Source organism: Novosphingobium sp. BL-S-33, assembly GCF_056857025.1.
The window spans coordinates 338,368-351,771 of record NZ_CM166474.1 but is presented as its reverse complement, the minus strand read 5'-3'; the positions used below and the strand labels follow the sequence as shown (position 1 = coordinate 351,771).

13 protein-coding genes are annotated in these 13,404 nt (G+C 67.4%); 3 read left to right on the top strand and 10 right to left on the bottom strand.

Going from position 1 to position 13,404, the window contains the following annotated elements:
* Positions 1-4: 4 nt before the first annotated feature.
* From AC1VVM_RS01580 to AC1VVM_RS01570, 3 genes are all read right to left on the bottom strand, one after another.
* The gene (locus AC1VVM_RS01580) at positions 5-775 is read right to left on the bottom strand and encodes a DsbA family protein (RefSeq protein ID WP_482955660.1); all 771 of its coding nucleotides are present in this window, start codon (positions 773-775) and stop codon (positions 5-7) included.
* Between the two features lie 126 nt (positions 776-901).
* Positions 902-1,675 (bottom strand): DsbA family protein, encoded by a 774-nt coding sequence (locus AC1VVM_RS01575; protein ID WP_482904973.1) that lies wholly within the window; start codon positions 1,673-1,675, stop codon positions 902-904.
* Complete coding sequence (locus tag AC1VVM_RS01570; protein ID WP_482955659.1) at positions 1,675-2,322, bottom strand: DUF721 domain-containing protein; 648 nt, start codon at positions 2,320-2,322, stop codon at positions 1,675-1,677. Before AC1VVM_RS01570 ends, AC1VVM_RS01575 begins: the two co-directional genes overlap by 1 nt.
* A 29-nt stretch (positions 2,323-2,351) precedes the next feature.
* Here AC1VVM_RS01570 and AC1VVM_RS01565 point away from each other — a divergent pair, with 29 nt between their 5' ends.
* The 3 genes from AC1VVM_RS01565 to nudC are packed head-to-tail and all read left to right on the top strand — an operon-like array spanning position 2,352 to position 5,604.
* Positions 2,352-3,395, top strand: a complete 1,044-nt coding sequence (locus AC1VVM_RS01565) for an A/G-specific adenine glycosylase (RefSeq protein WP_482955658.1) — start codon at positions 2,352-2,354, stop codon at positions 3,393-3,395.
* 32 nt (positions 3,396-3,427) lie between these two features.
* Positions 3,428-4,708, top strand: coding sequence for a serine hydrolase domain-containing protein (locus AC1VVM_RS01560; protein WP_482905132.1), 1,281 nt, complete (start codon positions 3,428-3,430; stop codon positions 4,706-4,708).
* On the top strand, positions 4,705-5,604 hold the full coding sequence (nudC, locus tag AC1VVM_RS01555) for an NAD(+) diphosphatase (RefSeq protein ID WP_482904970.1): 900 nt from the start codon (positions 4,705-4,707) through the stop codon (positions 5,602-5,604). Before AC1VVM_RS01560 ends, nudC begins: the two co-directional genes overlap by 4 nt.
* Positions 5,605-5,708: 104 nt before the next feature.
* On the opposite strand, the gene AC1VVM_RS01550 is transcribed toward nudC, so the two are convergent.
* The 7 genes from AC1VVM_RS01550 to AC1VVM_RS01520 form a co-directional block, all read right to left on the bottom strand.
* Entirely contained in the window at positions 5,709-6,401 is a 693-nt protein-coding gene (locus AC1VVM_RS01550; RefSeq protein ID WP_482904969.1) for an HAD family hydrolase, read from the bottom strand.
* Positions 6,402-6,854: 453 nt separating this feature from the next.
* Complete coding sequence (locus AC1VVM_RS01545) at positions 6,855-7,262, bottom strand: YunG family protein (protein WP_482955657.1); 408 nt, start codon at positions 7,260-7,262, stop codon at positions 6,855-6,857.
* 23 nt (positions 7,263-7,285) lie between these two features.
* A complete protein-coding gene (locus AC1VVM_RS01540; protein ID WP_132390470.1) occupies positions 7,286-8,548 on the bottom strand; it encodes an N-succinylarginine dihydrolase in 1,263 nt (420 codons plus the stop codon).
* Positions 8,549-8,662: 114 nt separating this feature from the next.
* Entirely contained in the window at positions 8,663-9,682 is a 1,020-nt protein-coding gene (locus AC1VVM_RS01535; protein ID WP_132390472.1) for an arginine N-succinyltransferase, read from the bottom strand.
* A 61-nt stretch (positions 9,683-9,743) separates the two neighbouring features.
* Positions 9,744-10,946 (bottom strand): hydrolase, encoded by a 1,203-nt coding sequence (locus tag AC1VVM_RS01530; protein ID WP_482904967.1) that lies wholly within the window; start codon positions 10,944-10,946, stop codon positions 9,744-9,746.
* Positions 10,943-12,361: a succinylglutamate-semialdehyde dehydrogenase gene (astD, locus tag AC1VVM_RS01525; RefSeq protein WP_482955656.1), complete on the bottom strand. Its 1,419-nt coding sequence runs from the start codon at positions 12,359-12,361 to the stop codon at positions 10,943-10,945. The genes AC1VVM_RS01530 and astD overlap by 4 nt, the downstream gene beginning before the upstream one ends.
* On the bottom strand, positions 12,358-13,389 hold the full coding sequence (locus AC1VVM_RS01520; RefSeq protein WP_482955655.1) for a 2-oxoadipate dioxygenase/decarboxylase family protein: 1,032 nt from the start codon (positions 13,387-13,389) through the stop codon (positions 12,358-12,360). Before AC1VVM_RS01520 ends, astD begins: the two co-directional genes overlap by 4 nt.
* Positions 13,390-13,404 lie beyond the last annotated feature (15 nt).

The window sequence follows — 13,404 nt, the reverse complement described above, 5'->3', positions numbered from 1 at the left end:
CGCATCAGCGCGCGCCGGCCTGCTGGAGCTTGGCTTCGAGCTCTTCGAATTCCATCGAACCGACCGAATTGCCGTTGATCAGGAAAGTCGGCGTGCCGGTGACGTTGAAGTCCTTGGTCGCCGTCTCGGTCTGATCGGCCAGCGCCTTGGCGCGGGCGGTATCGGCAAGGCAGCTTGCGCCCTGATCATGCGAGATCCCGCGCGAGGCGAAGAATTCGGTCATGCCGCTGACTTCGGCGATGGCGGGAAGCTGCTGTTCCTTCGGCATGCTCTGGATCGCTTCGAGCTTGGCCTTGTCCGCCGCCTGAAGCTTTTCGAACATGTTGGGCTGCCAGGCCCAGAACTGCTCGGCCAGCGGCAGCACGGCCTCGGTCGAACCGCAGGTGGCGAGCAGGGTGGCCGGGAAGTCATAGGCATTGAGCATGAAGAAGCGCAGTTCGTAGCTCACGCGGCCGCTGTTGACGTAAGTGCCGCGCAGCTTCTCGAACCCGGTGGTGGCGAACTTGGCGCAGTGCGAGCAGGACAGCGCGCCATATTCGACCAGCTTGATCGGGGCTTCGGGATTGCCGATGCGGAAGCCGCCCTCGGGAGTCTTCTCGACCACGTCGCTCCAGCTCTTGCCGGCGGGCGGGGCGACATTGGCCAGTGCCGTGCTGGAGGTGGGCGCGTCGGTCGACGTCGCATCGGTGGCCTTCTTTCCGCATGCCGCGAGGCCCAGCGCGAGCGGGACGACGGCAAGGCCGAGAACGATCTTACGGAAGGCGGGACGGGTCATCGATGCGAATCCTCGAATGGAAGTGCGAAAGCTAGCTCAAGCCTCGCGGTGTTCAAAGCGTGGGAAGCCGCCCATACGGCGGCTTTCCCACAGGAATCCGGCCTATAGGAGCCGGGGTTTTTCCGCTCAGACAGTGCCTTGGCGCAGGCCTGCCTGCTTGGCGGCAAGCGCCTTCGAGAGGCCCGGCCAGTCGTGCACGTCCAGCAGCTTGCCGTCGAGCACGAAGCTGGGGGTGCTGTTGGCGCCCACTGCCTCCACCGTCTTCTGCTGCTGTTCCAGCTTGGCGAAGGCGGCCTTGTCGTTGATGCACTGGTCTGCCTGCGCGTGGCTGACGCCCCACGGTGCGACCATCGAATAGAAGTCGAAGTCCGCCGCGATGGCGCGCATGCGGGTCTGGATGTCGCCCTGATACCACACCTGCTGACGGTCCTGCCCGATGGTGTTGAGCTTCGCCATCCAGATGTCCTGGGTGGCAAGGAACGCATTGTGGCGCACGAAGAAGCGCTTGGGATCACCGCACGTGGTGAGCATGGCGATGGTGAGGTCGATCGGGTTGCGCAGCAGGTTCGTCACCGTCACCGCGACTTGCCCCTTGGGCACCATGGTCTGGCGCAGCGGCACGTCGGAATCGCGCGTGAAGTGCGCGCAGTGCGGGCAGGTATAGCTGACGAATTCGACAACTTGCGTCGCCGCCCGGGGATTGCCCAGCATGTGGCTGCCGTCGGCCGTGACCGTGACCAGCGTGCCCCAGTTGGCCGGACCTGCGGGCCGGGGTGCCGGTTTCGTGGCCGGTTTGGCCGGTGCGGCGGCCTTGTGCACCGGCGCGGCGCCGGTGGCGAGCAGGGTGGCGGCGGCGAGCATGCCGATGCGCGCAGCGATCCCCGACTTTGAAAATTTCATCAATTCCCCCCGTTTTTCCTGGGTGTTTCGTCTCTGGATGATTCGTCCTTGGCGGCAAGACTGCGCGCCAGCGATTCGAGTACCGCGCGAAGCTCCGGATCGCCGACATCGCGCAGCGATTCCCCCAGTTCGAGCGGTACCGGTTTCAGCGTCGGCGCGGCAGTCTGCGGCTTTGGAGCAGGCGGCGGCTTAACCTCGCCTTGCCGGATTTTCGCTTTCGCCACGGCCTTGTAGCCGAAGAAGCGGTTCACCCGCTCGATGATCTCGGGCACCACGTGCTGGATCATCGGCGCATGGGCGGGGGCGACCACGAGCTGGAGAACGCCTTCGCTCTTTTCGCCGGGCGGGAAGCGGATCGATTCGGGCGAACAGACGCGGGCATGGCGGGCGCCGACGATCTCCGGCCAGCGGGTCACCACGCTCGATTGCACGAAGCCGAAGCGGCGGAAGGCGGTGCGGCCCACTTCGGGCATGAGATCGGCAATGGCGCGGGCCTGCCCGCCGCGCGCACGCTCAAAGCGGCGCGGCGTCTTGGCGGTTTCGGTGCCGGCTGCTTTGGCAGAGTTCTTCGCGGAACTCTTGCCGGAGCCCGTGGCCAAGCCCGTGCCCTTACCCTTGCCAGTGTTCTTGTGGGGATCCCGTTCCATTGTCGGCGCTCCAATGCCATAGGGCTGGCATGGACGCCAGCCGCGATACGATCTCCGAACTGCTTCTGGGCTGGTACGACCGTCATGCCCGCGCGCTGCCGTGGCGGGCGCCGCCGGGGACTGCCGCCCCAGAGCCCTACCGGGTGTGGCTGTCCGAAGTGATGCTCCAGCAGACCACGGTCGCAGCGGTGAAGGACTACTTCGCCGCGTTTACCGCAAGATGGCCGAAAGTGACCGACCTTGCGGCCGCCGCCGATGAAGAGGTCATGGCGGCATGGGCGGGGCTTGGTTACTACGCCCGCGCCCGCAACCTGCTCGCCTGTGCCCGCGCGGTGGCGGCGCGGGGCGGCATTTTTCCGGACAGCGAGGACGAACTGCGCGCGCTTCCCGGGCTGGGCGCCTATACCGCCGCCGCCGTTGCCGCGATTGCGTTCGGGCGCCGCGCGGTGGTGGTGGACGCCAATGTCGAGCGCGTGGTCTCGCGCCTCTTCGCGCTGGAGGAGCCACTGCCGGGCTCCCGCCCGACGATCCGCGCGCTGGCCGATACGATCACGCCGGACGCGCGGGCGGGCGACTTCGCGCAGGCCATGATGGACCTTGGCGCCACCGTCTGCACGTCCCGCGCGCCGCGCTGCCTGCTCTGCCCGCTCGCGGCGCCGTGCGAGGCACGGGCGCAGGGCGAACCGGAGCGCCTGCCGGTCAAGGCTGCGAAAAAGGCCAAGCCCACACGCAAGGGCCGGGCTTTCTGGATCGAGCGCGACGATCACGTCTGGCTGGTGCGCCGACCGGGCAAGGGCATGTTGGGCGGCATGCGGGCGCTGCCGGACGACGGCTGGTCGGCCCGCAGCGACGGCAGCGGCGAAGGTCCGGTGGCAGGGCCCTGGGACAATGCCGGCCGGGTCGCGCATGTCTTCACGCATTTCGCGCTGGAACTATCGCTGGCGGTTCATCTCGGCGCATCCGCCCAGCCGGAGGGCGAGGGCGAATGGTGGCCGCTCGACCGGATCGACGAGGCGGGGCTGCCCACGCTCTTTGCCAAGGCCGCAAGGCTCGCATTGGCCGAGGCGGCGTGAGCGAAGGCCTCTCCGTCCTGCTGAACCGGCGCATGGCCTTGCGCCTTGGCGTTGCAGCGGGACTTGGGGCGGGACTGGGAGCGGCGCTCCTACCGCGACTGGCATGGGCGGTGGAGCAGCCCGCCGCGCTGCCCAAGGTGACCGCGCTGGTCGACCGCTGGGTGGGCACCGGCAAGTTCCCCGGCATGGTCGCCACGCTCGGCCTGCCCGGACGCGAAGCGCAGTTCGTGGCGCGCGGCGCGCAAGGGTTCGACGATGGCACCCCGATGGGGCCAGACAGCCTCTTCCGCATCTATTCGATGACCAAGCCGGTCACCGGCATGATGGCGATGCAATTGATCGAGGAAGGCCGTCTCGCGCTCGATCAGTCGCTGGCCGATGTGCTGCCCGCCTGGCGCGACATGCGCGTGCAGGATCGCTACGACGGCCCGCTCGACAGGCTCCACGCCGCACCCGGGCCGATTACCATGCGCCACTTGCTGACGCATACCTCGGGCATCGGCTATTCGATCGTGCAGACCGGCCCGATCCGCGACGCCTATGTGAAGCAGGGGCTGGTGCCGGGGCAGGTGAGCCGGATCGAGGTGCCGGGGCTGACCTACGGCGCGCCGATCCACGGGCTGGACCATTTCGCCGACCGGCTGGCGACGCTGCCGCTGGTCGCCGATCCGGGCACGCGCTGGTCCTATTCGATGGGGCTCGATGTCATGGGCCGGGTGATCGAGGTGGTCACCGGCAAGCGCTTCGACGCCTATCTGGCCGAGGCGCTGTTCGGCCCGGCCGGGATGACCAGCACCGAGTTTCGCGTGGGGCCCGGCGATGTGCGCAGGCTCACCACCAATTACGGCGCGCTGGGCGGGGTGCTGGTGCCGATCGACCCGCCGGAAAGCTCGGTCTACCTCGATCCTCCCGCCTTTCCTTTCGGCGGTTCGGGCCTTGTCAGCAGCCCGCGCGACTATGACCGCTTCCTGCGCTTGCTCGCGCAAGGCGGCATGATCGACGGGCGGCGCGTGCTGTCCGAGCGGGCCGTGGCCGCGGGCACGTCCGACTTGTTGCCGCCGGGCGTGGACCGCTCGCACATGATCGCGGGCCCTTCCGGCTTCGGCGCGGGCGGACGCGTGGGGCAGGGAACGGAGGCCGGGATCTTCGGCTGGTCCGGCGCGGCGGGGACGGTGGGCATGGTCGACATGATCCACGGCCTGCGCTCGCAACTGTTCGTCCAGTTCATGCCGTCCGACGCATTGCCGCTCCTGCCCGAATTCCAGACCGCACTGAAGGCCGATGTCATGGCCCTGATGGAGACCCGCCCTTGATCCTGCCGATTGCCTTTTCCGGCGCCCACCTCGACCGCGCCGACCACTTGCGCAACGATCCCGAGGCGCTCGCCGCCGCCCGCAATGGCTCCGCGCGGCTCTTGCGGCTGGACGGCCTCGATGCGGTGCTGGCCGGTAGCGGGGCGCTGCTGTGGGACGGGATCGACCGCGCCGCGCCGGACAGCGAGCTGATCTTCCTCGGGCTGGATGGAGAGGCCGCCTGCTTCGCCGAAGTCCCGGCGGCCCAACCGCTGAGCGGCCCGCATGCCACGCCGGTCAACTGGCATGTGATGGCGGTGCTGCCGCCATACGAACTTGCGGCCTACGGCACCGCGCGCAGTCTGGTGAGCTGGCATGGCCGCCACCGCTTCTGCGCCGTCTGCGGCTCACCCACCGTGCTTGCAAAGGGCGGCTGGCAGCGCAACTGCACCAATGCGGAATGCCGCTCCGAGCATTTCCCGCGCGTCGATCCGGTCACCATCATGCTGGTCGAGCACGAGGGCCGCGCTTTGCTCGGCCGTCAGCCACGCTTTCCGGCAGGGCGCTACTCGACTCTCGCGGGCTTCGTGGAGCCGGGCGAGACGGTGGAGGAAGCCGTGGCCCGCGAAGTCTTCGAGGAAGCGGGCGTGCGGGTGCGCGATGTGCGCTATGTCGCCAGCCAGCCCTGGCCGTTCCCGTCTTCGCTGATGATCGGCTGCCATGCGGTGGCGGAAAGCGACGGGCTCACCATCGACACCACCGAACTGGAAGATGCCCGCTGGTTCACTCGCGCGGAAGTGGCCGAGGCGATGGAAGCCATCGGCCGGGGCGAGGGCGGCAAGGCCTTCGGGGCTCCGCCGCCGCATGCCATTGCGCATGTGTTGATGCGTTGGTGGCTGGATCTGGGGCAGGCCTGATCGGGGTTTCGCGCGGAGGCAGACGCGAAGGCGAAGGGTGAAAAGCGGCTTTGCCGCTCAAACAACGTCCCTCCGCGTCTCCGCGCCTCCGCGTGAAACCGTTGTCAGCGCGCCTCGACCGGCGCCAGCAGCAAGTCGCGCAGCGCCGAAAGGCTGGGCAGCACGCGCGCAGCCGCGAGCGTCATTTCCTCGGTTGCGGGCAGCAGGTCTGGCACGACGATCGTGGCGATCCCAGCCGCTGTCGCGGAGCGCAGACCGGCTGGGCTGTCCTCGACGGCGATGCAGTCCATCGGATCGATGCCGAGGCGGCTCGCCGCCAGCAGGTAGGGTTCCGGGTGCGGCTTCGCGTTCCGGACATCGCTGCGGGTAATCACCACGTCGAAATAGGACAGCAGCCCGGCCTTCTCCAGCCGCTGCGCGGCATAGGGCGCCTCGGTCGAGGTGGCGATGGCCATGGGCACGCCGGCATCGGCGAAGTGATCGAGGATCAGCTCCGCGCCGGGGCGCAGCGGGATACCGGCATCGACCATGGCCTCGAACAGCACGTCGCTTTCATCGAAGAACCGGTCGAGCGGGAAATCCGGGCCCATGGCGTCGGCCACGAGGCGGCGGCTGCCCTCGCGATATACCCCTACCATCGATGCCAGCAGTTCGTCGGGAACCGACACGCCCATGGCGCGGCCGACTTCCGCAAAGGCGCGGCGATGGCCGGCCTCCGTATCGAGCAGCGTTCCGTCCATGTCGAAGATCGCGGCGCGGATCGGATCGGGAAGCACGCGCGGGGCGGTGATGAGCATCGATGTAGCCATGTCTGCAATATGAAGGCTCAGCGTGGCGGAACCATTGCAAATCGTGAAACCATGCTTGCGAAAAGCGCTGAATGGTCCGGATTTCCATCCCGCACGCTCCGCACATCTTGAGCTTATCGAAGGAGATCAGGCCTCGCGCCTCGCCGCCGGGGGCTTCGACAAGCTCAGCCTGAGCGGGATCGGGAGGGAGGGAGAAAATAGAACCGCGCGCTCCCACCCACGTCATCGTGCGGAATATGACGATTGGAATGGGGGAATGAGACACGCCTCCCGCCTTCGTCATCCTGAACTTGTTTCAGGATCCATTTTACCGCCTGCCCCGTGCTCCAATCGGCAACCCGCAAGCGTGGCGTCGTTCGCGCCTCCGTTCGTGATGGGCCGCGAAATGGATCCTGAAACAAGTTCAGGATGACGAAGGTTTTGACCCCGGTATTGACGAAATCATCGAAGCGTCTCGTCTTGGTTTCTGGCCAGATACGACAGCACCCGCCGACGAAGCAGCGCGCACCTTTCCACAGTGCCCGCGCTGTCACCCAACGCATTGCGGTCGAGAAGAACAAACCCTCGCACCACAGACTCGGGCGGAAACTGTTTCCAGCTTAGATCCAGCCATTCAGCGCCTTCACCGCCGCCCCGTACGTTCCAGAAATGCTGTTCGATACTATCCCCGGTCCAGACTTCGCCCTTCGCGATTTCATACTCAGGGAAGAACCATTGGACGATGCGGGAGGTGGGATAGCATTGGCCGAAAGCCGGATTACCCGGACGGATCACGCCCCGATATGCCGTTCGGCGGTCCCAGGAGGCTTCCAGTGCCCGTGCAAGAAGCGGCAGATCTACGGTTCCCACCGCTCGCATCCGCGTGAAGTCCGCTAGAAAAGCTCGCGGTCCAGCTCTTCCAGCCCCAGTTCCTTGCAGAGCGCCGAGCGAGCGGCGATGCACTGCTGCCAGAGCGCTGGTTCGGACAAGTCCTCCACCGCGATCCGTTCGGGCCAGAGGCGGTCCACCAGCGCCTCGATGCGGTCGAGCTTGTCGGCCGTGGCGAGGAAGCGCGGGTCCACGGTCGCCGGATCGGCAACCACGCGCAGGCGCAGGCAGGCCGGGCCGCCGCCGTTGGCCATCGATTCGCGCAAGTCGTGGACGAACAGGTGGCGGATCGGGCCGTTTCCGGAAACGTGGCGTTCCAGCCAGTTCCACACGGGCGCCGCTGCCTGCGCCTCGCTTGGCAGAACCAGCGCCGCCTCGCCCGAGGGCAAGGTCAGCAATTGGGCATTGAAGAGGTAGGACTGGATCGCGTCGAACAGGCTGACTTCGCTGGCCGGTACTTCGACGATCTCGATATCCGGCAGTTTGGCGCGCAGTTCGGCGTAAAGCTTGTCGCGTTCGGCGAAGGCGTGTTCGTGGGTGAACAGCACGCGCTCGTTGGCGACGGCGACGACATCGTTGTGGAAGGCCCCGGCGGCAATTGCTTCCTCGGACTGCTGTGCCAGGATCGTGCGTTCGGGATCGAGCCCGTGCAGCCGCGCGACGGCGGCGCTGGCCTCGCGGTGCTGGCGGGCGGGATAGGGGCCGCCTGCCTCGCCGTAGACGAAGACCTCGATCCCCGGCGCATCATGGCTTGCGCAGAGGCGCATGTGGTTGGCCGCGCCTTCGTCTCCGAACGGCGGTGGGATCGGGCTGTGCACCGCGAAGTGGGCGCTATCGGCGAAAGCGATTTGCAGCTGCACCAGCGACTCTCGCCATTCGTAGCTGCGGTGCGGCATCGTCACCAGATTGGCGACGGTGAGGTGGCAGCGCCCGTCGGCCGTGTCCGGTGCGGGCGAGACGGTGGCGGCATTGGCCGCCCACATCGAGGAGGCCGACATGGCCGTGGCGCGCAGGCGCGGGTCGGCGGTTTCGACTTCGGTGCCGAGCCGCGCCAGCCAGCCCGCCGCGGGGCGGCGCTGGGGCAGGAAGAAGCCTTGCGACAGGCCCAGTTCCAGATTGGCGCGCATCTTGGCGAGCCCCTGCAACGCCGCGGAGCGCGGGGCCGAGACCTTGCCGAAGTTCCTCGTCGAGGCGAGGTTGCCAAGGCTGAGCCCCGCATAGTTGTGGCTGGGGCCGACGATACCGTCGAAATTGATCTCGGTGAGCATGGGGGTCTGTCTCAGGCGTTAGAGCATTTTCAAGTCAGGTGGAATCACCTGACGACTCGGAAAATGCGAAAAACAAACGATAAACAGAGCGCAATCCGGTTCGGAACGAATGGATTACGCTCCAGCGTAAGTGATACTGTCGCCCCGCTGCACGCCTAGCAGAGCGGCCGCGGCGGCATCAAGCGTTACGCCGCCATCTGCGGTGTCCACTTTGCCGAGGCATGCCCGAAATGCGGCGAGCCGCCCCGTAGCCACGAGGTGGCTGGCCTCTTCCTCGTCCGCCGGGGTGATGGCGGTGACTTCGGCGGTGCGCGCTTCCTGCACGGTGCGGATCTGGTCGGTCCGGGCGATCATGGTCGGGCCGCCATCGAAGATGTCGATATAGTTCTGGAACGCGAAGTTCTCGTTTTCCAGCATGCGCATCGCCGGGCGGCCGGAATAGTGCGGCTGGCCCATCACCTGCCGCGCGGCTTCGGACAGCAGCGCGCAGTAGATTGGGTGCTTGGGCATGAGGTCGGCAATGAACTGGTTGCCGTGCTTGGCGTTGAACTCGTCGGCATCGCGGAAGCTCATGTCGAAGAAGCGGCCCGCAAGGCCGTCCCAGAACGGCGAGTTGCCGGCATCGTCGATGGCGCCGCGCAGTTCGGCCAGCGTGGTATCGCCGAACCGCTCGCGGTGGGTCTTGATGAACAGGTAGCGGCTGCGCGCGAGCAGCTTGCCGACGCCCGCCGATCGCTCGGTGGCGTCAAGGTAGAGCCCACCCACTTCGCTGGCGCCGTCGAGATCGGTGCAGAGCGTCAGCATCTCGGCACGGAAGGTGCGGTCCAGCTCGCGCGAGTGCTGGGTGATGCGGCCGATGCGGTAGGAATAGAACGGAAACTCGGTGCCGACTTGCGAGAACGCCTGGCAGGTGCCGCGCACTTTGCCGGTGGCGGTGTCCTCAAGGATGAACACGAAAAGGTCGTTGGCGATCTCGTCGCCGGCGCGTGCGAAGCTCCGCGCCGTGCGGGACAGCTTGGCCTTCAGGGTCGGCTTGTCCGGCGGCAGGTTGGTGAAGCCGCCCCCGGTGCCCTTGGCCATGCGGTAGAGCGCTTCGAGGTCCTTTTCCTGTGCGGTGCGCAGGAGGAAAGTCATGCGGCAGGTACTCCGTGGCTCTATTATTGTTTTTAGATCATTTTCTTGAGGTTCGGGCGGGTTACCCGATTTGAAAATGCTCCAGGCGGTGCATCACGAGGGCAGTCAGGCGGGCGCGGGCGTCGAGCGAGCCGGCCAGCAGGAATTCGTCCGGCGAATGGATCGACCCGCCCAGCGCGCCCATCGTATCGAGCACGGGCACCCCGCAGGCGGCGATGTTGTTGCCGTCGCAGACGCCGCCGGTGTCCTTCCAGCTCATCGGCTGGCCAAGGTCGGTCGCGGCCTTGCTGACGAGGCCGTAGAGCGCCTCGGTCTTGTCCGAGATCGCCTTGGGCGGGCGCGAGACATGGCCGTGGATGTGGATGTGCACGTCATGCGCGGCCGAGACTTCGGCCACGGCAGCCTTGATGTACGCCTGCGCCTCGGCTGCGAGTTCGGGCGTGGCTGGGCGCATGTTGAAATGCAGGATCGCGAGATCGGGCACCGTGTTGTTGGGCGCGCCGCCCTCGATCTTGGCGGGGTTCACCGAAAGGTCCGGACGGCGCATCGCGGCGAGGCGCAGGGCGAGGTCGCTGGCGGCGACCACCGCATTGCGCCCGTCCTCGGGATTGCGCCCGGCATGGGCGGAGCGGCCGTGAACGACGACGGCATAATTGCCCGAACCGGGCCTTGCGCGCGCCATCTGGCCGCCGGGCAGCGCGGGTTCATACGTCAGCGCTGCCACTTTGCCGCGCGCCAGTTCGGCGATCAGCGCGGCGGAGGAGAGAGAGCCGGTTTCCTCATCGCTGTTGATGAGGACATCGTAACCGAGCTTCGGGCTGGATCGCTCATAGGCGCCAAGGCCCGCCAGCATCAGCGCCAGGCCGCCTTTCATGTCGGCGGTGCCGGGGCCGTGGAGTGTGTCCTCGTCCAGCCAGTCGCAAGTCTGGAAGGGGTGCTCGCGCGGGTAGACGGTGTCCATGTGGCCGGTCAGGATCACCCGGCGCTCGGCCTCGGGCCGCACCGAGAGCACGAGATGGCGGCCGTGGACGATCTCGCGGGTCTGGCCCTGACTGTCCACTTTCTCGACCGGGGCGGGATCGACCAGCCGCAGATCGCCGGGCAGCGCCGCGAAGGCATCGGCAAGGCGCGTGGCCATTGCCGCGAGCCCTTCGACATTGGCGGTGCCGCTGTTGATCGCGGCCCAGTCCAGCGTGTGCGCAAGGATCGGGGCCCGTTCGACCGGGGCGAGAAGATCCCGTTCCGCTCCGGTCAGGCCCGTCATCCGTTTAGCTTGCCGGTTAGCGCGCCGCTGTTGCCCGCGACCGTCCCCGCCTCGAAACTGGCGACCGGATAGGCGCAGTAATCGGCGGCGTAATAGGCGCTGGGGCGGTGGTTGCCGCTGTCGCCAAGGCCGCCGAAGGGCATCGATCCGGCAGCGCCGGTGGTCGGCCGGTTGCGGTTGACCACGCCCGCGCGGCTTTCCAGCACGAAACGATCCCACAGTGCGTCGTCACCGCTGACAAGACCCGCCGAAAGGCCGAAGCGCGTGGCATTGGCGGCGGCCATGGCGGCATCGAAGTCCGGCACGCGCGTCACTTGCACGATGGGGGCGAAGATCTCCTCATCGGGCACGTCCACGCCGGTCACGTCGAGAATGCCGGGGGTGACGAAAGCGCCGCTGCGGTCCTCCACGCCCCCGAAGGCGCGGATCACCGTGGCGCCGCGTTCGACCAGTTCGGCGAAGCGGGCCTTGGCGGCCTCGGCGGCTTGAACCGAGATCATCGGGCCGAACCACGGTTCGGGCGTCTCGTGCCATTCGCCAATGGTCACGCGGTCGGCCAGTGCGGCGACGGCGTCGACCAGCGCGGTGCCGAATTCGGTGTCCGGCACGATCAGGCGCCGCGCGCAGGAGCAGCGTTGGCCGGTGGTGATGAAGCTGGACTGCACGACCACCGAGGCGGCCTCGTCGAGATCGCCGTCCCACACGACCAGCGGGTTGTTGCCGCCAAGTTCGAGTGCAAGGATCACGTCGGGCCGATCCGCAAAGATCCGCCGGAAATGCGCGCCCGCACCTGCCGAGCCGGTGAACAGCAGCCCGTCGATATGGCCGGCCACCAGTGCCTCGCCAGTGGCGCGGGCGCCGTGGACGATCTGGAACACGCCGTCCGGAAGGCCGGCTTCGGCCCAGGCGTCGGCCATCGCCTGCCCGGTCGCCGGGGTCATTTCGGAAGGCTTGAACACCACGGTGTTGCCCGCCAGCAGGGCGGGAACGATGTGACCGTTTGGCAAGTGGCCGGGGAAATTGAATGGCCCCAGTACGGCCATCACGCCATGGGGACGGTGGCGCAGCACGGCAGCACCGAACGGCATGTCCTGCCGCTTTTCGCCCGCGCGTTCGGCTTGCGAAGCGATTGAGATGCCGACTTTGCCGACCATCGACGCCAGTTCGGTGCGCGTCTCCCAGAGCGGTTTGCCGGTCTCGCGCGAGATCACTTCGGCAATCGCGTCCTTGCGGCTTTCGAGCACGGCCTTGAACCGCTGCGCTGCCTCGACGCGCGCGGCGACGGGCAGGGCAGCCCATGCCGGGAATGCCGCGTGGGCGCGGGCGAGCGCGGCGTTCACCGCCTCGGCATCGGCAATTTCGCCTTCCCAGACGAGCGCGCCGCTGGCCGGATCGAAGGACTGAAGCTGGCTCATGCGTTCCTCGTCACGGCGAAGATGCCGGTGGCGTTGCCCGAATCGAACGTGAGATCGAGCTTGCCGGTCTCCGGATCGATGTCGCGGGTGATGAATTCGTAGAACGATCCCGGCACCGGCAGCGGCACGTCGCTGCCGTCGGCCTCCCGGAACGGGCGCACGATCTTGTCGGCCAGGATCGCGGTCTGGCGAACGCGGCCGTTCTGGGAGATCTCGACCGCTGCCTTCATCGGATAGCCCGCGTCCTTCAGCGTGTCGGACAGGGTCAACACATCGGCGGTTCGGGTGGTCGCGTGGTTGAAGGCATTGCCTTCGGTCGCGATCCAGGCGCCTTCCTTGGTTTCCGGCAGCAGCAGTTCGTAATCGGCCAGCGCGGGCGTTTCATGCTGGCGCTCGAAGCAGGCGAGCGCGCCCTTAAGCGCGGTAACTGCCGTGTCGAAAGCGCAGGCCCCGTCGCTGGCGAGCGAGTCGAGCGCGGCCCATTCGGCCTTGCCCAGCGGGTCCTTCGATGTGCCGAAGACATTGGCGCACGCGCCTTGGGCGGCTTCGGGAAGCTGGTCGACATGAAGTTCGGAGACGAAGAACTGCGGGATCGTTTCCGGCAGGTCGCGCTGGACATAGGCGCGGCCCGTCATCTTCAGCTTGGGCAGCGGATAGAGGCCGCCGACCTCGTAACCCAGCGGGGCAAGGAAGCGGCCGAACGCCATGTGGCCGCTCGGCAAGTCGCCGGTCTCGCCGTCGATGGTGCGCAGGGCGCCGTGGTCGAAGACGATGGTCTCGCCCGCCGCACGCACGGTGTCGATATAGCGCTGCGCGGTCGGCACACGGTCGAGCAGGTCCGCGAAGAGCGCGGCGTTGAGCGCCATGGCCACTTGGGCGCGGCTGACGGTGTCACCCGTGCCCGCAAGCGCCGGGTCGATGGTCAGCGTGGTGAGCGCCAGCGCGGCCTTGTCGGCGCCGACAGTGGCGGCGAGCAGGCGGAAGAGCGTCTGGTCCGGATTCGCGTGAGATTGGGGGGCGGAGGGCATCGTTTCCCGTCGGTC

Bases quoted from the DNA above. Each gene is read 5' to 3' on its own strand.
- AC1VVM_RS01580 (WP_482955660.1), bottom strand. From the start codon at position 775: ATGACCCGTCCCGCCTTCCGTAAGATCGTTCTCGGCCTTGCCGTCGTC.
- AC1VVM_RS01575 (WP_482904973.1), bottom strand. From the start codon at position 1,675: ATGAAATTTTCAAAGTCGGGGATCGCTGCGCGCATCGGCATGCTCGCC.
- AC1VVM_RS01570 (WP_482955659.1), bottom strand. From the start codon at position 2,322: ATGGAACGGGATCCCCACAAGAACACTGGCAAGGGTAAGGGCACGGGC.
- AC1VVM_RS01565 (WP_482955658.1), top strand. From the start codon at position 2,352: ATGGACGCCAGCCGCGATACGATCTCCGAACTGCTTCTGGGCTGGTAC.
- AC1VVM_RS01560 (WP_482905132.1), top strand. From the start codon at position 3,428: ATGGCCTTGCGCCTTGGCGTTGCAGCGGGACTTGGGGCGGGACTGGGA.
- AC1VVM_RS01550 (WP_482904969.1), bottom strand. From the start codon at position 6,401: ATGCTCATCACCGCCCCGCGCGTGCTTCCCGATCCGATCCGCGCCGCG.
- AC1VVM_RS01540 (WP_132390470.1), bottom strand. From the start codon at position 8,548: ATGCTCACCGAGATCAATTTCGACGGTATCGTCGGCCCCAGCCACAAC.
- AC1VVM_RS01535 (WP_132390472.1), bottom strand. From the start codon at position 9,682: ATGACTTTCCTCCTGCGCACCGCACAGGAAAAGGACCTCGAAGCGCTC.
- AC1VVM_RS01530 (WP_482904967.1), bottom strand. From the start codon at position 10,946: ATGACGGGCCTGACCGGAGCGGAACGGGATCTTCTCGCCCCGGTCGAA.
- astD (WP_482955656.1), bottom strand. From the start codon at position 12,361: ATGAGCCAGCTTCAGTCCTTCGATCCGGCCAGCGGCGCGCTCGTCTGG.
- AC1VVM_RS01520 (WP_482955655.1), bottom strand. From the start codon at position 13,389: ATGCCCTCCGCCCCCCAATCTCACGCGAATCCGGACCAGACGCTCTTC.